This is a genomic window from Halorhodospira halophila SL1, assembly GCF_000015585.1.
GTDB lineage: Bacteria > Pseudomonadota > Gammaproteobacteria > Nitrococcales > Halorhodospiraceae > Halorhodospira > Halorhodospira halophila.
The window spans coordinates 1,246,548-1,271,025 of the sequence record NC_008789.1 but is presented as its reverse complement, the minus strand read 5'-3'; the positions used below and the strand labels follow the sequence as shown (position 1 = coordinate 1,271,025).

The 24,478-nt window shown below is 60.6% G+C and carries 17 protein-coding genes and 1 pseudogene; 11 read left to right on the top strand and 7 right to left on the bottom strand.

Annotation, left to right across the window (positions count from 1 at the left end; genetic code table 11):
- Nucleotides 1–21: 21 nt before the first annotated feature.
- From HHAL_RS05920 to thpR, 3 genes are all read right to left on the bottom strand, one after another.
- Nucleotides 22–1,326, bottom strand: coding sequence for an NAD(P)/FAD-dependent oxidoreductase (locus HHAL_RS05920; protein ID WP_011813961.1), 1,305 nt, complete (start codon nucleotides 1,324–1,326; stop codon nucleotides 22–24).
- 8 nt (nucleotides 1,327–1,334) lie between these two features.
- Nucleotides 1,335–1,658, bottom strand: a complete 324-nt coding sequence (locus tag HHAL_RS05915) for a c-type cytochrome (protein ID WP_011813960.1) — start codon at nucleotides 1,656–1,658, stop codon at nucleotides 1,335–1,337.
- Between the two features lie 234 nt (nucleotides 1,659–1,892).
- A complete protein-coding gene (gene thpR, locus HHAL_RS05910) occupies nucleotides 1,893–2,417 on the bottom strand; it encodes an RNA 2',3'-cyclic phosphodiesterase (protein WP_011813959.1) in 525 nt (174 codons plus the stop codon).
- Nucleotides 2,418–2,579: 162 nt separating this feature from the next.
- On the opposite strand from thpR, the gene HHAL_RS05905 reads away from it, so the two are divergent.
- The 3 genes from HHAL_RS05905 to HHAL_RS05900 all read left to right on the top strand — a co-directional run bounded on the left by HHAL_RS05905 (nucleotide 2,580) and on the right by HHAL_RS05900 (nucleotide 4,001).
- Nucleotides 2,580–2,873, top strand: coding sequence for an aldo/keto reductase (locus HHAL_RS05905; RefSeq protein ID WP_011813958.1), 294 nt, complete (start codon nucleotides 2,580–2,582; stop codon nucleotides 2,871–2,873).
- A 526-nt stretch (nucleotides 2,874–3,399) separates the two neighbouring features.
- Nucleotides 3,400–3,627 (top strand): type 1 glutamine amidotransferase family protein, encoded by a 228-nt coding sequence (locus HHAL_RS13295; protein ID WP_144446106.1) that lies wholly within the window; start codon nucleotides 3,400–3,402, stop codon nucleotides 3,625–3,627.
- Between the two features lie 62 nt (nucleotides 3,628–3,689).
- A complete protein-coding gene (locus tag HHAL_RS05900) occupies nucleotides 3,690–4,001 on the top strand; it encodes a hypothetical protein (RefSeq protein ID WP_011813957.1) in 312 nt (103 codons plus the stop codon).
- 719 nt (nucleotides 4,002–4,720) lie between these two features.
- On the opposite strand, the gene HHAL_RS05895 is transcribed toward HHAL_RS05900, so the two are convergent.
- Nucleotides 4,721–7,402, bottom strand: a complete 2,682-nt coding sequence (locus HHAL_RS05895) for a hypothetical protein (RefSeq protein WP_011813956.1) — start codon at nucleotides 7,400–7,402, stop codon at nucleotides 4,721–4,723.
- Nucleotides 7,403–7,458: 56 nt separating this feature from the next.
- Entirely contained in the window at nucleotides 7,459–7,674 is a 216-nt protein-coding gene (locus HHAL_RS12590) for a helix-turn-helix transcriptional regulator (protein ID WP_011813955.1), read from the bottom strand.
- 2,535 nt (nucleotides 7,675–10,209) lie between these two features.
- Between HHAL_RS12590 and HHAL_RS05890 the strand changes: the two genes are divergently transcribed.
- The 7 genes from HHAL_RS05890 (at nucleotide 10,210) to HHAL_RS05860 (ending at nucleotide 21,098) form a co-directional block, all read left to right on the top strand.
- Nucleotides 10,210–12,189, top strand: a complete 1,980-nt coding sequence (locus tag HHAL_RS05890) for a type I restriction-modification system subunit M (protein WP_011813954.1) — start codon at nucleotides 10,210–10,212, stop codon at nucleotides 12,187–12,189.
- Between the two features lie 169 nt (nucleotides 12,190–12,358).
- Complete coding sequence (locus HHAL_RS05885) at nucleotides 12,359–13,306, top strand: Abi family protein (protein ID WP_049751470.1); 948 nt, start codon at nucleotides 12,359–12,361, stop codon at nucleotides 13,304–13,306.
- Nucleotides 13,303–14,592 (top strand): restriction endonuclease subunit S, encoded by a 1,290-nt coding sequence (locus HHAL_RS05880; protein WP_011813952.1) that lies wholly within the window; start codon nucleotides 13,303–13,305, stop codon nucleotides 14,590–14,592. Before HHAL_RS05885 ends, HHAL_RS05880 begins: the two co-directional genes overlap by 4 nt.
- Nucleotides 14,589–15,593, top strand: coding sequence for a GIY-YIG nuclease family protein (locus tag HHAL_RS05875; RefSeq protein ID WP_011813951.1), 1,005 nt, complete (start codon nucleotides 14,589–14,591; stop codon nucleotides 15,591–15,593). The genes HHAL_RS05880 and HHAL_RS05875 overlap by 4 nt, the downstream gene beginning before the upstream one ends.
- A 119-nt stretch (nucleotides 15,594–15,712) precedes the next feature.
- Nucleotides 15,713–18,892 carry a type I restriction endonuclease subunit R gene (locus tag HHAL_RS05870; protein WP_011813950.1) on the top strand — a complete coding sequence of 1,060 codons (3,180 nt, stop codon included), beginning with the start codon at nucleotides 15,713–15,715 and terminating at the stop codon, nucleotides 18,890–18,892.
- 30 nt (nucleotides 18,893–18,922) lie between these two features.
- Nucleotides 18,923–20,101: a hypothetical protein gene (locus tag HHAL_RS05865; protein ID WP_011813949.1), complete on the top strand. Its 1,179-nt coding sequence runs from the start codon at nucleotides 18,923–18,925 to the stop codon at nucleotides 20,099–20,101.
- A 211-nt stretch (nucleotides 20,102–20,312) separates the two neighbouring features.
- Nucleotides 20,313–21,098 carry a hypothetical protein gene (locus tag HHAL_RS05860; RefSeq protein WP_011813948.1) on the top strand — a complete coding sequence of 262 codons (786 nt, stop codon included), beginning with the start codon at nucleotides 20,313–20,315 and terminating at the stop codon, nucleotides 21,096–21,098.
- Nucleotides 21,099–21,193: 95 nt separating this feature from the next.
- On the opposite strand, the gene HHAL_RS13720 is transcribed toward HHAL_RS05860, so the two are convergent.
- Both HHAL_RS13720 and HHAL_RS13565 read right to left on the bottom strand, forming a co-directional pair.
- Nucleotides 21,194–21,343, bottom strand: a complete 150-nt coding sequence (locus tag HHAL_RS13720; RefSeq protein WP_081432172.1) for a hypothetical protein — start codon at nucleotides 21,341–21,343, stop codon at nucleotides 21,194–21,196.
- Nucleotides 21,344–21,377: 34 nt separating this feature from the next.
- Nucleotides 21,378–21,725, bottom strand: a pseudogene (locus HHAL_RS13565) (transposase family protein); the annotation flags it as partial.
- 239 nt (nucleotides 21,726–21,964) lie between these two features.
- Between HHAL_RS13565 and HHAL_RS13290 the strand changes: the two are divergent.
- The gene (locus HHAL_RS13290) at nucleotides 21,965–24,457 is read left to right on the top strand and encodes a DEAD/DEAH box helicase family protein (protein WP_187147888.1); all 2,493 of its coding nucleotides are present in this window, start codon (nucleotides 21,965–21,967) and stop codon (nucleotides 24,455–24,457) included.
- The last annotated feature ends 21 nt before the right edge of the window (nucleotides 24,458–24,478 follow it).

The window sequence follows — 24,478 nt, the reverse complement described above, 5'->3', positions numbered from 1 at the left end:
CGCCCGGGCCCGGCTGGGCGCTTAGCCGAAGATATCCTCGGTGATCGATTCGTACCAGCCGGGGGCATACATGGCCTCGATCTCCCGCTGGTCGCGATCGGCATCGAGAGGGCTGAGCCCGCCAGCCCCTTCAATCTCGGTGATCTCGCCCTCCTGGTGTTCGTACACCCCGGCGATGGTGATGCCCCATTCCGGGGAAACGAGGCTGTAGCAGGTGTTGACCGTCGGGAAGTCGGGCAGGCTGTCGCCGCGTAGGTCGCTGGCGATGGTGGCAGCCACCAGCTTGCCGTGGTTGTTGGCCGCGTGGGCGGATTTCGGCATCGCTCCTGCCACAGCGGCGTCACCGATGATGTAGATATCGCTGTGGCGGGTTGATTCGAAGGTCTTCTGGTTCACGGGGCACCAGCCGGTGTCGTCGACCAGATCCGCCTCCTGCGCGATGGCACCGGCCCGCTGGGGTGGGATGAAGTTGATGACGTCCCCGGTATGGGCCTGTGCGCCGCCGTCCGTGAAGACCTTGCGGTCGCTGACGGAGATCCGCTCCGGTGCGCCGCCCTGGGAGCCCGGAATCCATTCGATCATATCGCCATACAGTGCCTCCCAACCCTGCTTGAAGAGGTCCTGTTTGGAGAATGTCTCCTTGGGATCGAGACCGAGGATCTTGGCGCGCGGCTTCTCCTGCTTGAGGTAGTGGGCGATCAGCGCCATCCGCTCATAGGGGCCGGGTGGGCAGCGATAGGGCTCTTCAGGTGGACAGACAAGCACGGTGCCGCCGTCCTCGAGATCCTTGAGCTGGCGCCGGAGTACCTCGAAGGGCCGGCCCCCCTCCCAGGCGTGGGGGATCGCCTCGGTGTCCTCCGGGCCCATGCCCTCCACGCGGTCCCAGGCGAACTCGATACCCGGGGCGACGATGAGCCGGTCGTAGGTCAGCTTGCCGTTCGTGCGGGTATCGACCTCCTTGCTGCCCGGGTCGATGGCCATCGCGCGGTCGTGGATGACCTCGACGTCGTGGCGGTCACGCAGGTTCCCGTAGCCGTGGCCAAGGGTCTCAAGTTCCCGGAAGCCGCCCAGGTACCAGTTGCCGGCGTAGCAGGTGTAGTAGGTCTCGTTGGGCTCGAGGAGGGTGACGCGCAGACCGGGCGCGTAATGTTTCAAGTATTTGGCTGCGGTCGCTCCAGCGGAGCCGCCGCCGATCACGACGATCCGGGCGTCGAGCTGCTGACCGGCATGAGCCGTCAAGGGTCCGACCAGCGGGCCGAGCGCAGCGACGCCCAGGCTGCTGGCGCCCAGCTGCAGGAAACTGCGGCGCGAAATGGATCCTCTCATGGTGTCCCTCACTCCTCCAGTTCGCTGAGGTACTCGGCGACTTCGCGGATCTCTTCATCGGTATAACCGGTCGCGTGCCGGTCCATGACCGATGGATTCCGCTTGCCCTCACGGAACCCCTTCATGAAGTCCTCCATGATCTCGGGGTCCCAGCCGGCGATGGGGGGCATGCTTCCGGCCCCCTGGCCCTCTTCTCCGTGGCAGGCGAAGCAGCTGTTGGCAATCAGCTCCGCGCGGGAGATGGTGTCGTCATCGCTGGCGTGGGCCAGGCCGAGCGTGGTCCCTGCCAGCAGGCTGATGCACGTCCTCAGGATCTTTCTATGCCTCTGCATGGTCCTTAGCCCTCTTGCGTGACTGACGCGGGATGGCCGGACATCATCCTACATATTCACGGAATGGCATGCACCAATGTTCAAGGACCCTTGCCTGCACGATCGCCGAGACCGTGCGCGCGTGACTGCGACGCCCTCGTCCTTCCGGGCGTGTGGAAGGGCGAAGCATCGGCGCCTCGACGATATGGCGGCCGCCGAAGCGATCACCAGCGGCACACTGATGACTACACCGGCCTAGCCTTCGCCGAGGGGCAGCCGCCAGGCACCGGCGCGGTGATACTCCGGCCCTTCCGCACGCGTGACGGAAGCCACGAGCGTCAGTTCGTCCACCGGCCACTCCAGCGAAGCCGCAGGATGCGGACCGCTCGGGGTCGCCTTGCGAAAGAGGGTTACGTGGGGGTGCAGCGAGCGGCGCTCGGTGCGCAGTCCCCGGCGCCGCAGCTCGCGGCGTAGCCGGCGGTGCAGCGTCTCCAGCGCGTTCGGGTACTCCGTCGGCGCCATCCACACCACGCCGCTCCGCACGAAGTGGCCGAAACGGTCGAGCCGGAGCACAAAGCCGCGGGCCTCGCGGGTCGCGGCCGCCGCCGCCTCGGTGGCCCGCTCCGGATCGCTGTTGCCGAGAAAGGCCACGGTCAGGTGCAGCCGCTCCGCGGCGACCGGCCGGCCGATCCGTCCGAGTTCGCCCTGCACCGCGGTGAGGCGCTCGCGCAGGTGCGCCGGTGGCCAGAGGGCGAAGAATAGCCGTTGCCGTTCTGTCATGGCGCGGAATCTTCCCGATGAATGCTCAGGTGAATGCTCGCCAGTCACCACCCCATGATGCCAGGGCCGTCCGGCAGCACGCCGTGTCCGGTCGCCAGGGCCGGACACAGGAGGCATGATCGAGGGTGGATGACTCATGCGGGGGGGACCCGAGGAGGGGCGATGCAGCGCGAGGTTCTATTGCCGGACGGCGAGCGAGTTCCGGCCCTCGGCCAGGGGACGTGGCATATGGGCGAGCGCCGCGCCGAGTGCGACTCGGAGGTCGCAACACTGCGGACGGGTCTGGATTCGGGGCTGACGCTCATCGATACTGCCGAGATGTATGGCGACGGCGGCGCCGAGCGGGTGGTCGAGAATCGCGCGGCGCTGGACGTGACCCTCACCGAAACGCAGCGCGCCGAGTTGGACGAGCTGTTCCCGCCTCCGGACGGTCCACGTCGGCTGGCGATCGTGTAGCGCGGAGAGTGGTCACCCCGCTTCTGATGGTGGCAAGGAGGTGGCTTGATGAGGAGGAATGGGCCGGCACGCGCCCCGTTCGGGGCAGGCGGCGCCCCAGGGGCCGACCAGGCCGGGACCCAGATGGGGGGTGGGCACAGGTTCGTCGCCCACTCCGGCGACTTTGCTAGCCTATGAGGTTGGCTCTGGCAAGCGCCATGCCCCCAGGGGAAACCCCTGGCGGAGATTATCGAACGGCTCAACGACCTCTCCGCGCCGAGGTGGACGCTAGCTATCCGTATGGAGCGGCTTTTAGGAGGAGTGCGGGACGCCCGCGGACGTTGCGAGGGAAGGAGATGGTGGCCGGGGACTCCACCAGAAGGATTGTATAAGCGTCTGTTTTGGAACCATCTAAGCGGGAAACGATGCGTCCACTACCCACATCACTACCCACCTCGATCGGCGCACAGTTTACTGAGTCTTCAGCGGTTCGTTGCCCACTCCTACGGCCTTGCTAGCCTGATCCTCAAGGGTTGAAGAAGGCCGGATGGAGGCTAGTAACGATGGCCGGGAACACATGATCGAAGGGCGCCCATGCAGTGCGCACCCGGCCTGTGATCTGGAGGTGAGGATGGCCGGTGGCACCTACGTCGATATCTCGGTTGCCGACGCGACCACCAGCGGCAAGCAGGTCACCGCACCGGCCTGGCCTGCGCATCCGCAGTGGATCGCTCAGTTCCTGGCCGTGCTCGGCATCCGGATCAAACACTCGTAAAACCACGTGCCGCCCCGGCAACCACGGCCCGGGGTGGCTTCTCTGGCGAAGAGGTATGCACGATGACGATGATACCACGCAGTGCTCGCGCCGAAATCGACCAAGACGGCAAGACGCTACGCACGAGCATCGAACTCTCCGAGCTCGATGAATGGATGCGCGCCGCGTACGAAGCTGGGGTCAAACAGGGTGCCGAGGAAGCCCGGTCCAAGCGGCGCATCGATCCCCGCCGGGAATGGCCGAAAACAGACCCGGGGCGTTCGGTCGAGCTGCTGCGTCAGCGTGCTGCCCGCGAGACGGGATTGGCACCACGCGCGATCGACAAGCTGATGGCCAACGACGACAATGAGCCGGCCGCCATCCTGTTTGATTAGTCGCGCTCGCGCACGATCTGGAGGCGGATACCCACCTTCTGCAACCGGCGCAGCGGAGTGCGATATTGGATCGGCCAGGCCAGGCCAGGCCGGTGCGCGAGCACGGCGCGACGGGGCTCGTGCGGCCGAAGGGCACGTCGTGCATACGGGATTGTTGGTTTGGCCGGAGAGGACGGTTTGTATGGACGGCCGTGCGAGAATTGTCAGCAACATTTCACGTTATTGGTTCTGGGCAAACCGGCATCTCCAACAAAACCAACAACACTGGACGCAGCAGGTGGCCTGCCCTGGCTAGTTGTCTGAGGACCAAGATCCCCAGGCGCGGCGCGCTCTGGTCGCGAGGTTCGCCAAGCATAACGTCGACCCCCGGTACCGATGGCCATGGGATCGTGGGCATGCTGGCGCCCTGCGCGGCCAGGAGCGTGTCGTGCTGCCCACACCGCATGGCGCGAGCTTGCGTAAGCTGCTGATTGAGTCAGCCGGCCCGGATTACGCCTTATCAGGGCCGATACGCAACGCAGGACCCGCCGGGGAGGCACGCTGTTTCCGATTTAATCCTCGACGGGCGTTCTACAGTCGGCACCTTTGCTGCCCGGGTATTCCAGCCGCAAACGTCCGTGCCGGCCCGGCGGCCAAATGTAGACGGCCTTGGGGGTTCGCTGCCGCGCACCAGAGGGTGTCTCGTCGCGCCCTGTTACCCCTGTGGTACAGCCACCGGCTCACGGCACAGGCTGTACCCTCCACTGCCGCCGGCTGCGCCAACTTCCAGCCTCCTCGATCCGTAACCCGTCAATCACGCGACCCGCGTGGCGTTCGATCCATCGGCCCAATCGTCGCCTATTAATACGTTCCGGTTCGCCCGCGATTTCTTGAAGCGCTTCGAGTAATGCACCTCGATTTTCGCTCGGTGCAGCGCCTGGAATGCCGTCATGCGCGTCGCTAATAAGATCGGCTACACGTACGGGTCTATCATCATATCGTTCATACCAGATATTGACGAGCGCGCGGAGCAATACGGTCTCCGGATCGGCCTCGTAATTTTTCTGGATTCCGGCTGCGGGATCCTCAACGCCAAATCGCGTTAGGCCCTCGTGCTTCAGCCACATAATACACCGGCGGATTTGGGCATCCCATTGCTCATAGCTGCCCATCAGCCCTTTCCCTAATGCTGGCGCCCCGGCCGAGATAAATCCACGTAACACGGTCAGTGCTGCGGCGCGATAGTGTAACCATCGCTCTTGGATGCGGGCTACCGGATCGAATGGAAAATTAAGACGCTCTGGGTTCTCGACCGCGTGGTCGATCGTCGCAACAAGAATACGTCGGCTCAGGTCACCTACCACCCGCAGGTTGTTGCCAGTTGCGGTAATAAGAACATTCGTCGGTACCGTTACCTCTTCACTCGCTCCCAATTTTCTGTCTCGAAATCTGCACGCAGTAAGGATTGCGCATAGCGTGTCAGACTCTAACGGACCGCTGATGTTATCCAGCAAGATGGTAGATGGCCCCGCCATGAGCGCCGACATAAGCCGTTTACGCTGCTCCTCTGTTTGCTCACTCCACGGTGACTCTTCCGCGCAAGAGCCGCCCAGCCACGACGTGGCCTTCGCCGCCTTGCTTTTCCCGGTCCCGGCTCGGTATGCGTTCCAAGCGAACGCCGGCGCGGTATTTAAGACGGGACGTTGGACGGCAGTCAATAAAGCAGCGAGTTGAATACCTCGGCTCACGTCTCCGACGAAAGGGAAATGCGCGAACGGCTCCCATAGCTTTTCTACTGCAGCTCGCACATCCGAATGATCCGGGTTTTTTGGGATCCGCGGCCAACGCTCCGGGTTATCTGCGGTTAGCAACAGTCCCGTCTGCCGGTCATACCCCGGTGTGTCGAGCAGCGAACCATCGGGGCGAAGAATTGGTCCGCGGATAATACCCTGGAGTTCGGGTACGCTCCACTCACCGCGGTAAGCGAGATAACGCTTCGCTAGATCCGCTGGCGAATCGATGACAACTAATTTTTTCTTTTTTTCATTATAACGCTTCCAGCTTGCGATTTCTTCCATATGAGTACGGAGCCAGGGCAACTCAACATGGTGGATCTCTTTGTCGTCAATCACGCGAACTAGCTGGCCTCCGCGCTGGAATACGACCCCGGCTTGTCGAATCAATTTGTCAACCTCTTGCAACAGCTGTGGACTTTCGCCGCACTCGACGGTTAAAGCCTTCGACGCCCAGAGCAGAATGAAGTGACTCCCGCCGTGCGCGTGACTGTAGATATACGGACGTCCACCGCTATAGAGGTTCGCCCAAGCTACACGGGAGTTACCCTCGCAGCCTGGTTCTAATGGGTCCGCAAAACGCTCCCCGTGCCACCTCTCGGGATTTTCTAGCAGTTTGGCAACCGTGACGTGCGTGCCGCTGGAATGCTTGAGCACGAAGCCCCCGTGGAGCCTTTTGTTTTCTACCGCATCCAGCAGTTTTAGCCGATGCGCCCTTTGATGTTCTGGTTTCGTGCTAGCTACTTGTTCCTCAACCCAGTTTCTCTTGGCCTGCTCCTGCTCGGCATGCTTTTGAATACGTTCATCCTGTTTTATCGACTCCGCGTGTTTGCGTTCCGTTTCTGTTAAATCTGGAAGGGTTGTTACGGTTGATAGTGGCTCGGCGTATGTGTTCCTTGTCTCGGCGGGTCTCCGACGCTGTTCGAGTGGCGGTTCGCAATGTGCCCCCGCGACCTTATCTAAGTACTCAGGCCGCCAGACCGTCGGATCGACGGCGCTTTTTTCGTCTAAAGAACCGGCTTTGCTAACGTGGTAGAATCCGTGTCCAGTCAACCAAAGGCGCTGATGCAGCACTTTGCCGGCACGTGGGATATCACGCGCATCCGATACCAGCACATAACAGCGCAGTCCCCTCTGGGCTATCAGGCACTCGCCAGTGTCTTGGCTGTAAATCCAAGAAGTACTTCCATCAGCGAAAACCATAGGCGCGGAATCGATCCCCGGCCAGGCCTCGCGCAGCACGGACAGCAGGTCGCTACGGCTTACGGCGCGCTCGTGACCACGAGGCGGGTGGTGAACGATCAAAAGCCACCCCGGAGCTGCGGGCCAATCAAAAAATTCACGCGTCACCGAGATGTCATTGCTTTGGCGAGATTTTCTGGATGTAATCGGCGAGCGTTCGACCGTTGAAAGACCGTAAGCCAATGCCTGATTTGGCTTTAGTGAGTTAATCAGGTCTGCGAGTTCGCTCGGCGTTGCGCAGGTTCTCTGTTGGTAGAAACCGCGAACTAACGGTTGGCCAGGGTCGTTTTCTATGTTCTGACCAGAAATCGAGAAGCTCTCGGTGAGCCGACTTGGGCCCGTGGCGGTTATAACCGATACCTTTGCTGATTCCTCTATGGTTTTCATTGTGCTGACTCCAGTGATTGGTCCTCTTCTTCTGCGAAACGAAGATGCAGGTCGGGCTAGAAGTCTGCTTGATGGCGGCGGGAAATCCATTCCTCAATGTCGCTTTCCCGCCAGGCGATGGCACGCTCACCCAGTTTTATAGGTTTTGGGAAGCCACCTTCCTTTACTTTTTTGTAAATCGTCGATCGGCCAAGGCCGACGCGTTTGATAACGCTGTTGATACGGAGCAAGCGCTCGTTGGGTTTAATGCCGGCAGTTTCTGGATGAGCCATCGGTGTCCTCCTCGTGTTGTCCAGTTACGTGTCCGTAGACGTTAAGGAAGAGCGCTGCTTGTGTTTGTCGTCAATGACATGGAATGTGGCCTCATTGAGTGCATTCGCGTGACGCGGACCCGCATTGGTCGGCGTCTGAGTAACGGTCAGCTGCGCGGCGGCCGGTGAGGCAGAGGCTGATAAAACGGCGTGTCGAACTAGCTGTGATATAGGGGGGCGTGGCGGGTGGCTGTGGCGCCTTGGCAGGGACTTCTAGTTCTAGTCCACGTCGGATGCGTTTGAGGGTTGACTAACACTAGTCCGCTGGAGGCATGAAGACATCAATGCGTGCGGCGACGAGGCGGGTCGGAGATGGCCGCCGTACGCAATTCGGCTCAGCCCCGAGGGGCACCAGTCTTGGATCTACCTGATGGCCATCCTGTTCCGGCTTGTTCTTGGAGGGATAGCGGGCTGCAGGTGCGGCGCATGAACTACTGCCTGGGCCGATGCTCGCAGTGCTGCTTTACGCAACTTTCACCCAGGTTCTCTTGAGCCGGCTGAGGTCAGCCTTTGCGTATCACCACTTTCTGGCGGCCCTACTCACTGGCAGCTTCGTGCTGATTCCGGCATTGGTGGCGATGTTGACGCTGCGGCGTTTGGCGCCGGGGCGCGCTGGTCGGTGTCCTGATCGTCCTGCCGTTGCTGTTGGCCTGTTGGACGGCGCGGGCCGTTGTACTCGTATCTCAGTCGCTCGTCGCGCTCTTCGGCATCGCCGCCTATATCAGGTGGGTGTCCTACAAACTCATTCCTCAGGTGGTGTGCAGCGGTTGCCTTCGGATTGAGCGTCGGCTGCGGCGATTCCTACGCCGAAGGTGTACCGCGCGGTACACGGGGAAAACCGGGCGGTACACGCCGGCTCACCGCGCGGGTGGTCGCTTCGTGCTGAAAACTGCGCAGTACACACAGAGCACCGTGCGGTACACCGGTGGGTTCTTAAGGTACGCAAACCCCCTAGTACAGGGGGCGGTGCGCCAATGGGCGAAATACGAGGGAATTGGGTGCAGAACATCGGAGCCGGCCTTGGCAGAGTTTATTCAAGTCATCGTGCCCCGAGTACGAAAGGGAAAAACCGGGGTGATGCCCCCAGCGTTGCACAGCTGGGGTGGCTTGGGGCTGGCCTTGGGGGAAATCGATGTGACTGCGTGTTGTGACCGACTAGGTGTCCCAATGTTCGTGACACGCGTACGGCTCGATACCACCCGGCTCATACAAGGGGGGTATTGCGCCCGTCTGTTCAGTAAAACGCTGATCAGGCGGAAAATGGGCAGAATGTGGGGTGGTGCCACCCGGCTCATACGAGGGGGGTATCGGCCCCGTTTGGTTCGCAGCGTGTTGATTCGCCAGCTTTTGGGAAATGCCAGGCGTGGTGCCACCCGGCTCATACTAGGGGGGTATCGGACAGGGCAGAAGTTGCAACCTGTTGATACCCCTGAGTTACGCGAAATCGAAAGGGGCGATACCTCCCGGCTCATACAAGGGGGGTATCGAACCCCCCTGGTTCGCAGCGTGTTGATTCGCCGGCTTTTGGGAAGCGCAAGGCGTGGTGCCACCCGGCTCATACAAGGGGGGTATCGAGCAGAGCATAAAGTGCAACCTGCTGATAATCCCGGTCCACGCAAAATCAAAAAGGTCGCTACCCCCCGGCGCATACTAGGGGGGTATCGGAAAGGGCATGGTTCGCAGTGGCCTGATTCTGCGGGTGTACGCAATAACGAACGCATCGCTACCACCCGGCTCATACAAGGGGGGTATCGACCCCCTCTGTTCTGCAAGCGACTGAATGAAAACGAATTGGGAATCGCCAGGGGTCGCACCACCCGGCTCATACAAGGGGGTATCGAACCTCCTCTGGTTCGCAAGGTTTTGATTCGCCGGCTTTTGGGAAGCGCCAGGCATGGTGCCACCCGGCTCATACAAGGGGGGTATCGACCCCATGAGGATCATTAACCTGTTGATTGTTCGTTGCGCGGCCGCGAGCGCGGGAGCAGGAATCGCAGGGCGGTTCTGTAAAGGGGGTATCGGGGGGGGCAGTACCCCTAAGAATTAACCAAAACGGGTATCGGAGGTCATTATGTCCACACGCGGATAACGCTCAAGCGCTGAAGATCACGCCCGTGTGTGCAAGGTCGATCGGCGGTCGCACCCCCCCGCCGAACCCCGCAAGAGCCACTTGACTCTCAAAGTCGGGCCCTTCCGGGGTACACATGTCAGCGCGGAAGCGACACGGATTGTCGCCTTGGTCATCTACCCTGCGAGGTCGGTTGTCATTGACAGTGGATCTCTGCCGAACCGCCAGCCGTGCTTGCGCGTTACTCCAGCTTCGCGTCAGAAGGACTCCAACGGTTGTGACCTAGGGGCTTGATAACGCCTAATATCCCCATGCGCTTGGCGGGTGGATGCCCCGCCCGGGGCCAAGCAGCGCCATCGCGGCACCTGGATACGGTGCGCGGTGCCGGAGACAGGACCTCCAGTTCGAACAAGCAACAAGGAGCTGCCTTGAACACCGAGAATCACTCCCAGATGGCCGGATTCATCTGGTCGGTCGCCGACCTGCTGCGCGGCGATCTCAAGCAATCCCAGTACGGACGGGTCATCTTGCCGTTTACCCTGCTGCGGCGGCTGGAGTGCGTCCTGGAGCCGACCAAGGAGCAGGTGCTGGCCGCGGCGAAGGAGCACGCGGACAAGCCGCTGGGGGTGCGCGAGCGGCTTCTGCGCCGGGCGGCCGATCAGCCTTTCTTCAACACCTCGCCGCTGACCCTGGGGACGCTGTCGGACACGCAGACCGCGGACGACCTGATGAGCTACGTCCAGTCGTTCAGCCCCGATGCCCGAGAGGTCTTTGAGCACTTCAACTTCGAGGACTTCGTCCAGCAGCTCTCGGCGAACAATCTGCTCTACCAGGTGGTGCAGCGCTTCGCGGCCATGGATCTCAGCCCCGGGCGGATCTCCAACTTCGGCATGGGCTCGATCTTCGAGGAGCTGATCCGCAAGTTCGCCGAGAGCTCCAACGAGACCGCCGGTGAGCACTTCACGCCCCGCGACGTGGTCCACCTGACCACCTCGCTGGTGCTCACCGATCAGGACGACAAGCTGCAACCGCACAGCGTGGTCACGGTCTATGACCCGGCCGCCGGCACGGGTGGCTTCCTCTCCGAGAGTGACGCCTACATCCAGCAGGTCAGCGATAACGTGACCGTTTCGCTGCACGGCCAGGAGCTCAACCCGGAGTCCTACGCCATCTGCAAGGCGGACATGCTGATCAAGGGCCAGCAGGTCGAGAACATCAAGCTCGGCAACACCCTCTCCGACGACGAGCTCGCCGGCGAGCGCTTCGACTTCATGCTTGCCAATCCGCCCTTCGGCGTGGAGTGGAAGAAGGTCCAGAAGCAGGTCACCGACGAGCACAAGCGCTGGGGGTACAACGGCCGCTTCGGACCGGGCCTGCCCCGGGTCTCCGACGGCTCCCTGCTATTTCTGCTGCACCTGGTGAGCAAGGTCCGCGATCCGCGGGAGGGTGGCTCGCGCATCGGCATCATCCTCAACGGCTCCCCGCTGTTCACCGGCGGGGCCGGTAGCGGCGAGTCGGAGATCCGTCGCTTCCTGCTTGAGCGCGACCTGGTGGAGGCCATCGTCGCCCTGCCCACGGACATGTTCTACAACACCGGCATCGCCACCTACGTCTGGATCCTCTCCAACGACAAGCCGCCGGAGCGCCGCGGTCGGGTGCAGCTGATCAACGCCACCGAGCGTTACAGCAAGATGCGCAAGTCGCTCGGATCCAAGCGGCAGTACATCGACGATACAAACATCGACAACATCGTCCGCCTCTACGGCGCCTTCGAGGAGAGCGAAGAGAGTAAGCTCTTCCCGGTGGCGGAGTTCGGCTACCGGCGGATCACCGTCGAGCGGCCCCTGCGGCTCAACTTCCAGGCCAGCGAGGAGCGCATCCGCCGGATCCTCGACGAGAAGCCGATCCAGAAACTCGACGAGGACACCCAGGCCCGCCTCCTGGCCGCCTGCGAGGCCATGGACGGCCAGATGCTCTACCGGGACCGGCAGGCGTTCACCCGCGACCTGAAGCGTGCCCTGGAGGAGCGGGAAGTGAAGCTCGGCGCGCCACCGATGAAAGCGGTCCTCAACGCCTTATCCGAGCGCGACCCGGAGGCCAAGCCGTGCACCGACGCCAAGGGCAACCCGGAGCCGGACACCAGCCTGCGTGACCACGAGAACGTGCCGCTGACCGAATCCGTCTACGACTATTTCGAGCGCGAGGTGCGCCCGCACGTCCCCGACGCCTGGATCGACGAGGCCAAGCGTGACGCCCAGGACGGCGAGGTGGGCATCGTCGGCTATGAGATCCCCTTCAACCGCCACTTCTACAAGTTCACCCCGCCGCGCCCGCTCGAAGAGATCGACGCGGACCTGAAGGTCTGCACGGACCGGATCAAGCGGATGATCGAGGAGCTGTCGGCATGATGGGCGGGGCAGCCGTCTTCGCGGCGATCGAGGGCGTCGGGGCGGCGTGCGCCGCGGCGTTGAGTGAAGAGCCTCTAGCGGCTACACTGTTCAGTAACAAAACCCGCCAAGGCTATGCTCCTCGGAGTACCCTCAAATCGGCGGGTTTCTTCTTTTCCGGGTGCTGAACATGGAGTTCGGCAAGCCCGCCACCACTGTCGACGAGCAGATCCAGATCCTTCGTCAGCGGGGCATGCAGATCGACGACGTCGATCGCGCCCGCCATTACCTGCAGCACATCAATTACTACCGGCTTACCGCTTACTGGCTTCCGTTCGAGGAAGATTACTCCACCCATCAGTTCCGTTCGGGGGCCCGGTTTGAGGATGCCCTCAACCTCTATATCTTTGATCGCGAGTTCCGGTTGCTCTTGCTCGACGCGATTGAGCGGATCGAGATTTCCGTTCGCACCCAGTGGGCCTACTACCTAGCGCTCACCTACGGGGCTCATTCGTATCTTGAGCCAACCCATGCGGTACGCGCCGACTGGCATACGCAGAATCTGGCGGCCCTTCGGGAGGAGGTTGGCCGGTCGAAGGAACTCTTTATCCGGCACTACTCGGCAAAGTATTCCACTCCAGCAATGCCGCCGGTCTGGTCCGTCTGTGAGGTCATGTCGCTGGGTTTACTCTCCCGCTGGATAACCCAGCTGCGGCCTGCCGACCGCAAGCGCATCGCCGCCGTGTACGGGCTGGATCAGAGAACCTTCCAAGGGTTTATCCGCCACCTGACCTACGTACGCAACCTTTGCGCACACCATAGTCGGGTCTGGAATCGCAGCCTGACGGTGACCATGGAACTGCCCAAGAAAAAGCCAGTGCGGTTGTTGAGACACCTTCACTACCAAGCGAAGCGTGAGATCTACAACACGCTGGTGATGCAGGCTTACTTCCTTGACCAGATCAGCCCCAGGCACCACTGGCGAGAGCGGCTATTGGCCCTTATTGACGTGCATGACGTCGATCCTGCGCGGATGGGCTTTCCGGACGGCTGGAGGCTGGATCTCTTCTGGGCGACGGCTCAAGGTGACTGGGGCGGCCACTCTTCCGGAAAACCAAGTGGAAAGGAGGATACATGAGTTTCCCGGCGTATCCCGAGTACAAGGATTCTGGGGTCGAGTGGCTGGGGGAGGTGCCGGAGCATTGGTCCGTCAGTGCGCTGAAGCGTGTTGCGCGTCTCGAAAGTGGCGACGCGATAAGCAGCGATCACATCAGTGAAGAGGGGGAGTATGCCGTTTACGGCGGGAATGGCATAAGGGGTTTTTCATCTGGATACACTCACGACGGTTTTTACCCTTTGATTGGGCGCCAAGGAGCTCTTTGCGGTAACGTCAATTACGCGAAAGGAAGGTTCTGGGCATCTGAGCATGCGGTTGTTGTTTGGCCTGGAAGACAAATTGACGGTTTTTGGCTCGGTGAGCTTCTTCGCTCAATGAATCTTAATCAATATGCGACATCGGCTGCGCAACCGGGTTTGTCGGTTGAGACTATTGAAAATCTTTATGTTCCTGTTCCGCCGGATGAAGAGCAACAAAAGATAGCGGAGCTCCTCGACCACGAAACCGCCCGTATCGACGCCCTGATCGAGGAGCAGCAGCGCCTGATCGAGCTGCTCAAGGAGAAGCGCCAGGCGGTGATCTCCCATGCCGTCACCAAAGGCCTCGACCCCGATGTGCCGATGAAGGACTCCGGCGTGGAGTGGTTGGGGGAAGTGCCGGCGCATTGGGATGTCGTGAAGTTCGTCCGGTGTGCAAAAATTGCTGAGGGTCAGGTTGATCCAAAGCAGGAGCCATATAGGAGCATGATGCTTGTTGCTCCAAATCACATTGAGTCAGGGACTGGACGACTCATGGCTCGTGAGACTGCAGAAGAGCAGGGGGCAGAGAGTGGCAAGTATTATTGCTATGCTGGCGACGTAATATACAGCAAGATTCGACCGTCATTGAGAAAAGCATGTGTAGCCTACGAAGATTGCCTATGCAGCGCTGATATGTATCCTCTCAGGGCGCAAAGTGGGGTGTATGGCGATTATCTGCGCTGGACGATTCTGTCTGAATCGTTCTCGACGCTAGCTTTTCTGGAATCAGAGCGCGTGGCGATGCCGAAAGTCAATCGGGAGTCGATTGAAGAGATTCGAATCCCTATGCCGCCACCGGAAGAGCAGCTACAGATATCCCGTACCCTCGAAAAAGAAACGGCCCGCATCGACGCGTTGATGGAGGAGGCTGAATCGGGTATCCAGTTGCTCCAAGAACGCCGCTCCGCCCTGATCTCCGCCGCCGTCACCGGCAAGATCGACGTGCGTGACTGGGCGCCGCCGGCCGCTGCCGAACCGGAGCAGGAACGCGAAGGAGCGGCGCTATGAGCTACGGCCGCAGCATTCGCCTCTTCCTGGTGGACGACTCCCCCCATGGGTTGATGACCGCCGAGATCGTCAACTGGACCGGGCACGTGCTCATGGGGCCGCGCAGCCGGTTGAGCGAGCTGGTCCAGCGCCCCGAGTGTGGGCGGGCCGGGGTGTACTTTCTGGTCGGTGCGGATCCGGACAACAGCCTGCGGCCATTGGTCTACATCGGCGAGAGCGACAACGTCGCAACGCGCCTGCAGCAGCACAATCGGCCTGAGGACAAAGGCGGGAGGGATTTCTGGGAGCGGGTCTGTCTGATCACCAGCAAGGATCAGAACCTGACCAAGGCGCACGTGAAATATCTGGAGAGCCTGCTGCTGCGCAGTGCCAAGGAGCTGGGCCGTTGCACGCTGGTCAACGGCACCGGACACGACTACGAAAACCTGCCGGAATCCGACCGGGCGGACATGGCCTATTTCGCCGATCAGATCCGTGTCGTACTGCCCGTCCTTGGTCTGGACTTCCTGCGCTCCGCAGCGCCGCGAAGGGAGGCCGCCCGCCCGGAAGAGGAGCGACAGGAACAGGCCCCGACCTTCCGGCTCGAGCTGCCCAAACACGGTCTGGTGGCCACTGGCCGGGAGCACGACGGTGAGTTCTTCGTGCTCGAAGGCTCGGCGGCACGCGCCCAGTGGACCGGTCCCAGCGGCGGCTACCAGGCGCTGTTCAATCAGCTGTGCAGTGATGGGATTCTCGTCGACGACGGCCAGGGGCGACGCCGCTTCGCCCAGGATCAAGGGTTCAACAGCCCCAGTGCGGCGGCCGCGGTGGTCTCCGGGCGAACGGCCAATGGCCGGGTTGCCTGGCGCGTCGACGGCACCAACGAGACCTACGCAGAGTGGCAGGATCGCCAGGTTCAGGCGGCACAACCGGATGCCAGCGCGGACGGTGCCATCAACACCACGGCGGCCGGATCCGACGTGGAAGGTGAGAGCGAGTCGGGTACGCCGCACCCCGTGTGACCGCGGCCGTGAACTCGGCGCGCTGAATGGGTACGGCTGGCGCGCTCGCCAGGGAGTGGCCGATGATGTTCCACTAATGCCAGTGGGGCATTCTGGCCGGGGGAAAAGGATGACCGGGCATGGCTGATAGTCGCGAAGCACCCTTCCAACAGGACATCATCGACGAGCTGCGCGCCGCTGGCTGGCTCGTCGGCGAGGCGGGCGGCTACGACCGCACCCACGCCCTGTATCCTGAGGATCTGATTGGCTTCGTCCAGGAGGCCTACCCGGAGCGCTGGGAGAGGTTCACCAAGAACAACCCGCAGCACCCCGAGCAGGCGCTGATCAAGGCGACCGTCCGGGAACTGGAGAAGCAGGGCACCCTCGATGTGCTGCGTCACGGCTTCAAGGTCCCCGGCGTGCGCATCGCCACCTGCAGCTTCCGGCCCGACCACGGCATGAACCCCGAGGCGCAGGCTCGCTACCGGGCCAACCGGCTGCGCGTGGTCCCCGAGGTCTCCTACTCCCCCCACGCCCGCACCGGAGAGTACAACCCGCGGCTCGATCTGGTGCTCTTCGTCAACGGCATCCCCACGGCGACACTGGAGCTTAAGAGCGCCTTCAAGCAGTCCGTTGAGCAGGCCAAGCGGCAGTACCGCAACGATCGCCCCCCGAAGGATCCGGTCACCCGCAAGGAGGAGCCGCTGCTGAGCTTCAAGCGCGGCGCGCTGGTGCACTTCGCCGTCAGTCAGAACGAGGTGGCCATGACCACCCGCCTCGCCGGCGCCGAGACGACCTTCCTCCCGTTCAACCAGGGCACACCCGACGGCGGCGCCGGCAACCCCCCGCCGCCCGACGCCGACACCTACGCCACGAGCTATCTCTGGCGCGAGGTCTTCCAGCCGGATGCCTGGCTGAAGATCATCGCCCGCTTCCTGCACCTGGAGCGCAAGACCGAGGAAGAATTCGACGGCAAGCGCAAGACCCGGGAGAGTCTGATCTTTCCCCGCTACCACCAGTGGGAGGCGGTCAATCGCCTGCTGGCCGCCACGGCCGAGGAGGGCGCGGGCCGGCGCTATCTAATCCAGCACAGCGCCGGGTCCGGCAAATCCAACTCCATCGCTTGGGTGGCCCACCAGCTGGCCGCGCTCTACGACGACGACGGCAACCGGTTGTTCAACTCGGTGATCGTCGTCACCGACCGCACCGTTCTCGACGACCAGCTCCAGCGCACGATCTACCAGTTCGAGCACGCCCAGGGGGTCGTCCGACCGATCACCCGGGAGGTCGGTAACCAGAGCAAGTCCGAGCAGCTCGCCGAGGCCCTGGCCGAGCAGACGCGGATCATCATCGTCACCATCCAGACCTTCCCGGCGCTTTTCGATGCCCTCGACGCCCGGCCGCAGCTGGCCGAGGGGCGCTATGCGGTTATCGCCGACGAGGCCCACTCCTCACAAAGCGGCGCGGCAGCGAGCAAGCTCAAGACCATCCTCGGTGCCGATGCCCCGGAGACCGACGAGGTCAGCGCCGAGGAACTGCTCGATGCGGCGGTGGCAGCGCGCAAGCCCACGGAGCGGATCAGCTACTACGCCTTTACCGCCACGCCCAAGGGCAAGACCCTGGAGCTCTTCGGCCGGCCGCCAGACCCGGAGCAAGGGCGGAGCAGCGAGAACCTGCCGCAGCCGTTCCACGTATACTCCATGCGCCAGGCCATCGAGGAGGGATTCATCCTCGATGTGCTCAAGAACTACACCACCTACCGCACCGCCTGGCGCCTGGCCCACCCGGATGACCAGGCCTATGAGGTCAACTCGCGCAAGGCCTCGGCCAAGCTCGCCCGGTGGGTGAAGCTCCACCCCTACAACATCGGCCAGAAGGTGGAGGTCATCGTCGAGCACTTCCGCACCCGGGTACGCCACCTGCTCAACGGCCAGGCGAAGGCCATGGTGGTCACCGGCAGCCGGCAGGAGGCGGTGCGCTACGCCCTGGCCCTGCGCCAACACGTGGAGGCGCAGGGTTACAACGACGTGCACGCCCTGGTGGCCTTCTCCGGCAGCGTGCCAGCGGATGACACCATCCCCGAGGAGGTCACCGAGCACAGCGCCCAGCTCAACCCCGGGCTGAACGGCCGCGATCATGCCGAGGCGCTGGATACCGACGATTACAACGTGATGATCGTCGCCAACAAGTACCAGACCGGCTTCGATCAGCCGAAGCTCTGCGCCATGTACGTCGACAAGAAGCTCCAGGGCGTGGACTGCGTGCAGACCCTCTCGCGGCTCAACCGGATCTTCCCCGGCAAGGAGACCTTCGTCCTCGACTTCGTCAACGACGCCGAGGAGATCCTCGCCGCCTTCCGGCCCTACTACAACAAGGCCGAGCTCGCCGACGTCTCCGACGCCAACGTGGTCTTCGACCTGCAGCGGACCCTGGATGCTGCCGGGGTCTACCACTGGGAGGAGGTCGAGCAGTTCGCCCGCGCCTTCTTCGACCCCAAGGCCAAGAACGCGCAGCTCAGCACTGCCTGTCAGCCGGCCAAGGAGCGTTTTACCCAGCGCTATAAGGCGGCACAGGAGCAGCGCCAGGCCTGGCAGGAGGCCAAGCGCCAGGCCGAGCGCAACGGGGACGAAGCGGGTGTCTCGCGGGCCGAACACGAGATCAAGGAGGCCGACGAGGCCCTGGATGAGCTGGATCTCTTCCGCAAGAACCTGCAGAGCTTCGTGCGCAGCTACGAGTTCCTCTCGCAGATCGTCGACTACGACGACGTGGAGCTTGAGCAGCTCTGCGTCTATGCCAAACACCTCCACCCGCTGCTGCGCGTCGACCGGCTTGACGAGGAGGCGATCGACCTCTCCGAACTGGCGCTGACCCACTACCGCCTGACCAAGCACCAGGAGCAGCGGCTGCAGCTTGAGGCCCGCGACGAGGCGGGGGATTACAACCTCCAGCCGGTCAGCGAGGTCGGCTCCGGCAAGCCGCACGCCCCCGAGAAGAAACCCCTGGCGGAGATCATCGAACGGCTCAACGACCTCTTCGGCGCCGAGGTGGACGAGCAGGACAAGCTCAACTTCGCCCAGGGCGTGGCGGACCGGATCGAGCGCGACGAGGCGGTCATGGCCGAGGTCCAGCGCAACAACCCGCAGCAGCTCATGCACGGTCAATTCCCCGAGCGGGTCGCCGACATCGTGCTCGATGCCATGCACGACCACGAGAAGCTGTCCATGGAGATCCTCGACGACAAGGAGAAGGGGCGCGACTTCGCGCTGCTGATCCTGCAGCTGCTGTCGATGCGGGGGGAGCCCGCGTCGCGGCGCGTGTGATTCGGCCACTGAAAAGGAGGTACGGGGCCGATGCCCAACTACGCCGATATGCTCCTCAGGCACGAGGAGAGCAGCGGCTTTATCAAGGCTCGCAGGGCCCCTCTGGGGTTTACCGACGGCCGTGATGAGGCGTGGTTACGTGACCTTTTGGCCGACAACCCGGATGTTCTGCCGATCGAGGAGATCGACCCGTCCTTTGCGCCGTTAGCCCCCCTCTGCACCGAGCTTGAGACCGAGGCGGGTCCGGTAGACGCCGCCTTTATCAATCCCTCCGGCCGGCTGACCCTGGTGGAGTGCAAGCTCTGGCGCAACCCGGAAGCGCGGCGAAAGGTGATCGCGCAGATCCTCGATTACGCCCGGGCGATTGCCCAATGGGACTATGCCGACCTCCAGCGCCGGGTGGCCTCCGCCTCCGGAGACAAGGCGAATCGACCGTTTGAGGCCGCCCGGCAGCTGCAAACGGACCTGGACGAGGCCGTCTTCGTCGATGCAACGGCCCGCGCCCTGCGAGAGGGGCGATTCCTGTTGCTGATCGCAGGGGATGGTATCCGTGAAGGGGTCAGCGGGATGACCGACCTGATCAGCCGCAATGCGGCCCTTGGCTTCAGCTTTGGCCTCGTCGAGGTCGCCCTGTATCAGTTCGGCGAACAGGGGCTCGCGGTCCAGCCGCGTGTCATCGCCAAGACCCACACGATCGAGCGAACCTTTGTGGTCATGCAAGGTCCCAATGGCGCCGTCCTTCAAGAGGGTGAGGGCGACGCGGACCAACCGTCGCAATCGCGCCCTACCGAGGACGAGGTGGCTTGGTGGGAGCCGTTAACCCGAATCGCCTTCAATGACCCCGAGCAGGAGCCACCGGTCTACCGCCCACGCAACCACGTGAGGGTCGCCATGCCGTCAACCGGGATGTGGGTGACGGCGTTTCGTGCCATGAGCCATGGCATCTGCGGCGTATTTCTGGGCGGTAGGAAGCCCGAGCGCCTCGAGGTGCTCGACGCCCTGAACGAGGAGCGCGAGCAGATCCTAAGCGAACTCCCTGAGGGGACGCACCAGGGCATGGACGGCACTGAAGAGCGCCCCGGATTTGCCATCTACGCCCAGCTCGACGACTTCGCCAGCGACGAGGCGTGCCGCGCCTGGCTGTCGGAGCAGCTTAATCGGTTCGTGAATGCGTTTCGTCCGCGGCTCAAGCGTGTGGAGAAACGCTGATGGTGTTGCGCCTGGTTCTGGGTGGAAGCTTTATGCGGCGGAAGCGCAGGATAATGCGTTACGCCGCGGAACCGCCGCATAACGCGCATCGAAAGGTCTTGGACGTCGAGCGCAAGGCCTTGGTTTACTGGCGATGTTGCCGCGGTCCGTGGGCTGGGTTGGGATGTTACGCGGCGGTTTGGCCGTCTATTTAAAGTTTGGCAGATTCAGAATGAACTACGAAGATAGAGTTGTCTGCTTTCTTGACATTTTGGGATTTCGGGGCCATGTGGCAGGAACGATCGATCCTGATGGTACCGAGGAAAAGGATCGTACCGATCACCTGATCGCGGCTTTTGAAGGCATAAGGGATATCCTCGATATCGATCGCCAGCAAGACCGGGAAGGGGAGGAGGTCACTCAGTTCTCAGACTCCGTGGTCATATCTTTTCGAGCAACCGAAGAAAGCGGCGTGTTCTATGCTCTGCTCAATATTATGTGGGTGCAGGTAAATCTCGTGCTTAGGGGTATCCTTTGCCGGGGAGCGGTGGCACAAGGGAAGCTCATTCATACCCCAAAAGTTTTGTTCGGTCCTGGAATGGTTGATGCCTATGTACTCGAATCCAAGGCCGCCCTATACCCCAGGGTGATATTAGATGAGTCCATCATAAACTTGGGAGCCAGGGCGCACGCAAGACACCATCTTCCCGAGCATGAGGTGCAAAGCATCATGAGTCTGCTCGAAAAGGACTCCGACGGAATGTACTACATAAACTATGTAACCGGTGCTCAATCCGAGCTTGACGATCCGGAACTTGATTACCCCAAGTACCTGTACTGCCTGCAACAAATCGTAGAGTCGGGTCTCGCAGTAAGGGATCCCTCGGTTGCTGTTAAGTACCGTTGGCTCCGGGAAAAACTACAGCCCCATATCGAATCGATTAAGACAGGAGTAGCGGAAAATCGGCCGGAAGGCGATGAACTCCGGGATGCATATGAAAGTATTCCGGACCTGTAGTGGTAAAATGCCCAACAAAGCCATGCAGCCGACGCTCGTGCCTCGCGCGGCTGATGGGTGCCGTCCCGAATCGTGTGGGTGACTCAGTCATCAGGTCAGGCGGCCGCCGGCCTACATGTTGTGCCGTAGGGTGACGCCGGCAGATGGGTGAGCTTGCCGCCGATGAGATAGCACACGGTGATCAGGTTGCGCGTGGTGCGAAAGCCTCGGGCGCGCGCCTTGGCCGCCTGGATCTGGGCGTTCATCCCCTCGACGGAGCCATTGGACAGGCGCGAGTCGAAGGCGTTGACACAGGGCCTCGAACAGCTGCGTGAACCCGCTCTCCGGCCGCGCCCAGGGGACCTCGACCTGCGAGGTCTTCCCGCAGTCCTGGCAGCGCACCCGCGGCACCGCGGCGTGGATGTAGGCCTGGTGCTCGAAGAAGTGCAGGTGCTGCCAGGTGCGCTGGCGCGTGCCGTGGACCGGCTGCCCCTCAGCGCCGCAGGCCGGGCAGGCGAAGCGGCTGCCGCTGGCGAAAGTGACATCGAAGTCGATGCGCTTGGCCTCGACATCGAAGCGGATGTCGCTGACCTCCCGGGGCGCACTCAGCCCCAGCGCGGCGGTGAACAGGGCGTACTCGGTGGCCATGACAGCTCCTCGCTTGGTTGGGACGGCGAGGCACAACATATCGGGTCAGGCCGTCGGCCTACTACCCCCGCGGCAATCAGGTGTCACCTATACAATCCGCGAGAGGACCGGTAATACCGCTCTTATAAACCCCATCACCTTCTTCAACTAATTTGAGAGTATGGGTTCTCATTGCCCCGTTAATTATGTTACAAGCAAAAAATGGCACGCTATCGATCGAAAATGCAGGAGCACAAATAATGACTGTAGATTTTTCTAACTTGGCCCGAGGTAGCGGTGAAGTAATTACTGAACCGAGGAAAATATTCACAACTCTTCCAAGTAAAGACAAAAAGTTTTCATATTTGAGGGATGTCCAAGGTCAAGTCCTAGAACGTTGGTACGAGCGCCGTAAAGAGAAAGATCTTATAATAAAAATGAACACTGGCAGTGGCAAGACTACTGTCGGGCTGCTAATACTCCAAAGTTCTCTCCGAGAAAAAATATCACCAGTCGTCTATGTTGCTCCAGATCGGTTCCTGGCGGATCAGGTGCTTAATGAAGCTACTTTGCTCGGAGTTGAAGCGACAAATAATGAAGACGATCCAGGATTTACGGCAGGTCGAAAAGTTCTGGTTACCTATGTGCATAAACTATTGAATGGACGCTCACGATTTGGCGTAGGCGAAGAAGGCAGAAAAATAGAAATTGGCACTTTGTTAATCGATGATGCTCATGCTTGCCTCGAAACTACGCGAGATCAATTCAAGATAACAATTCCAAGTAACCATTTAGCCTACAGTAAAATCTTAGACTTATTTTACGATTCACTTTATGATCAAAGCCCTCGGGCAGCACTGGATATACGATCAGGTGATCCATTCTCATATCAAGAGGTGCCCTTCTGGGTGTGGCAGCAGAAAAACGAAGAACTTGTTAAAATCTTGCACGAGCATAAAAGCGACGACAGCATCAAGTTTAATTTTCCACTTATTGCTGACGTTCTACAGCTCTGCCGTTACGTAATTGGTGGCAGTGAGATAGAAATCGCGCCGACCTGTATTCCAATAGATGTCATACCGTCCTTTGCATACGCACAAAGGCGCATCTACATGACAGCGACGCTCTCTGACGATAGCGTCTTAGTTACCGAGTTCAATGCGGATCCAGAAGCGATCCATAAAGTCATTACACCGAAAACAGCGGATGATCTTGGCGAGCGGATGATCCTGGTCCCACAGGAAGTCAATCCAGACATACAACTCCCATCTATAAAGGGAATGCTTCAAGGGTTCGCTAAGAAATATAATGTTGTCGTGATTGTTCCTTCCCTCCGGGCAGTAACGCAATGGAAGGATATATCAGATCAGATCCTCATCGCCCAAAACATGACTGCTGGCGTGAGACGTCTTAGGGATGAGCACGTTGGTTTATCAGTTCTTGTCAATAAATACGATGGCATTGACCTGCCTGACGGGGCCTGCAGGATTCTTGTGATTGATGGTTTGCCAGAAGCGCGCTCCTTGATCCAGCGCACCGACACTGCCGCGCTTGATGAGACTGAAGTCACTCTTCGGAGACAAATACAAAGGATCGAACAGGGTATGGGCCGAGGAGTTCGGTCTAATGATGATCACTGCGTTGTATTGCTTGTTGGAGCTGGATTAAGCCGGAGACTTCATTCCGCAAAAGGACGTAAAAAGTTTACGCCGGCGACCAAGGCGCAGTTAGACTTATCTGCAGAGCTTGCCCAGCAATTGGAAGGTGGCGGTGTCGCAGATCTCGAAAATGTAATTAGTAAATGTTTGGATCGTGATCCAGGCTGGATAGAGGCTAGTAAAAGGGCGCTAGTCGACGTTGAACCACCGAGCGAGGGGCGCTTGGAGCCATCGGCTGTGGCATTAAGGCAAGCATTTAATACAGCGTTGGTAGGGCAATTCCCAAAAGCGGCTGAAATTATACAGAAAGCTGTTAATTGTGCGGAGGAAGCGCGACTAAAGGCGTGGTTGAAAGTCAGGTTGGCCGAGTTGAAGAATTTTTATGACCCGTCCACGGCGCAGGAAATACTATTGTCTGCGCATAAGCAAAATCGTCAAGTGACACGCCCTCTTAGAGGTGTGGGCTATCAGAAGCTGTCGATCGCAACGGATGCTCAGGTATCAAAAGTTATTCAATACAGGCAAGAAAGCTTTCTTGAACACAACGATTTGCTCTTGTGGGTGAATGAACTTAAAGCAGACCTTAGGTATTCGCCGGAACATCCAAACCAGCGATTTGAGAGGGCTGTTGCCGATATTGGGCGACTTCTTGGATTTGCGACGCAAAGACCAGAAATTGATTTTGGGCAAGGCCCGGATGGTTTATGGGCGCTCGATGGTGGTCGATTCCTTGTTCTTGAGTGCAAGAACCGTTCAGAAGCTGATGTGATTGCAAAGGGTGAGGTAGATCAGTTGTCGGGTTCAATGAATTGGTTCGTTGACAGGTATGGGGAAGTTCCTGAGGCCATACCTGTTATGGCTCATCCAAAGTATGTCTTGGATAAGCAGGCGTCGCCGCCGGAAGGGATGAGGATAATATCGGAGAAGCAGCTAAAAGACTTGATCGACGCGTTAACCAAATTTGCCGAGTCTCTTGGCGCTCCTGGGATGTTAGAAAATCCTAAGCGAGTGCACGAGGCGTTACACGATCATGGCCTATCGTCCACAGAATTCATAAGAACGCACACGAGGGACCCTTCACGTAAGGGTATATAGGCTTTTATAGCCCGACCGCCT

Coding starts and splice junctions, on each gene's coding strand:
- HHAL_RS05920 (WP_011813961.1), bottom strand. CDS start 1,326: ATGAGAGGATCCATTTCGCGCCGCAGTTTCCTGCAGCTGGGCGCCAGC.
- HHAL_RS05915 (WP_011813960.1), bottom strand. CDS start 1,658: ATGCAGAGGCATAGAAAGATCCTGAGGACGTGCATCAGCCTGCTGGCA.
- thpR (WP_011813959.1), bottom strand. CDS start 2,417: ATGACAGAACGGCAACGGCTATTCTTCGCCCTCTGGCCACCGGCGCAC.
- HHAL_RS05905 (WP_011813958.1), top strand. CDS start 2,580: ATGCAGCGCGAGGTTCTATTGCCGGACGGCGAGCGAGTTCCGGCCCTC.
- HHAL_RS13295 (WP_144446106.1), top strand. CDS start 3,400: ATGGAGGCTAGTAACGATGGCCGGGAACACATGATCGAAGGGCGCCCA.
- HHAL_RS05900 (WP_011813957.1), top strand. CDS start 3,690: ATGACGATGATACCACGCAGTGCTCGCGCCGAAATCGACCAAGACGGC.
- HHAL_RS05895 (WP_011813956.1), bottom strand. CDS start 7,402: ATGAAAACCATAGAGGAATCAGCAAAGGTATCGGTTATAACCGCCACG.
- HHAL_RS12590 (WP_011813955.1), bottom strand. CDS start 7,674: ATGGCTCATCCAGAAACTGCCGGCATTAAACCCAACGAGCGCTTGCTC.
- HHAL_RS05885 (WP_049751470.1), top strand. CDS start 12,359: ATGGAGTTCGGCAAGCCCGCCACCACTGTCGACGAGCAGATCCAGATC.
- HHAL_RS05880 (WP_011813952.1), top strand. CDS start 13,303: ATGAGTTTCCCGGCGTATCCCGAGTACAAGGATTCTGGGGTCGAGTGG.
- HHAL_RS05875 (WP_011813951.1), top strand. CDS start 14,589: ATGAGCTACGGCCGCAGCATTCGCCTCTTCCTGGTGGACGACTCCCCC.
- HHAL_RS05870 (WP_011813950.1), top strand. CDS start 15,713: ATGGCTGATAGTCGCGAAGCACCCTTCCAACAGGACATCATCGACGAG.
- HHAL_RS05865 (WP_011813949.1), top strand. CDS start 18,923: ATGCCCAACTACGCCGATATGCTCCTCAGGCACGAGGAGAGCAGCGGC.
- HHAL_RS05860 (WP_011813948.1), top strand. CDS start 20,313: ATGAACTACGAAGATAGAGTTGTCTGCTTTCTTGACATTTTGGGATTT.
- HHAL_RS13720 (WP_081432172.1), bottom strand. CDS start 21,343: ATGAACGCCCAGATCCAGGCGGCCAAGGCGCGCGCCCGAGGCTTTCGC.
- HHAL_RS13290 (WP_187147888.1), top strand. CDS start 21,965: ATGACTGTAGATTTTTCTAACTTGGCCCGAGGTAGCGGTGAAGTAATT.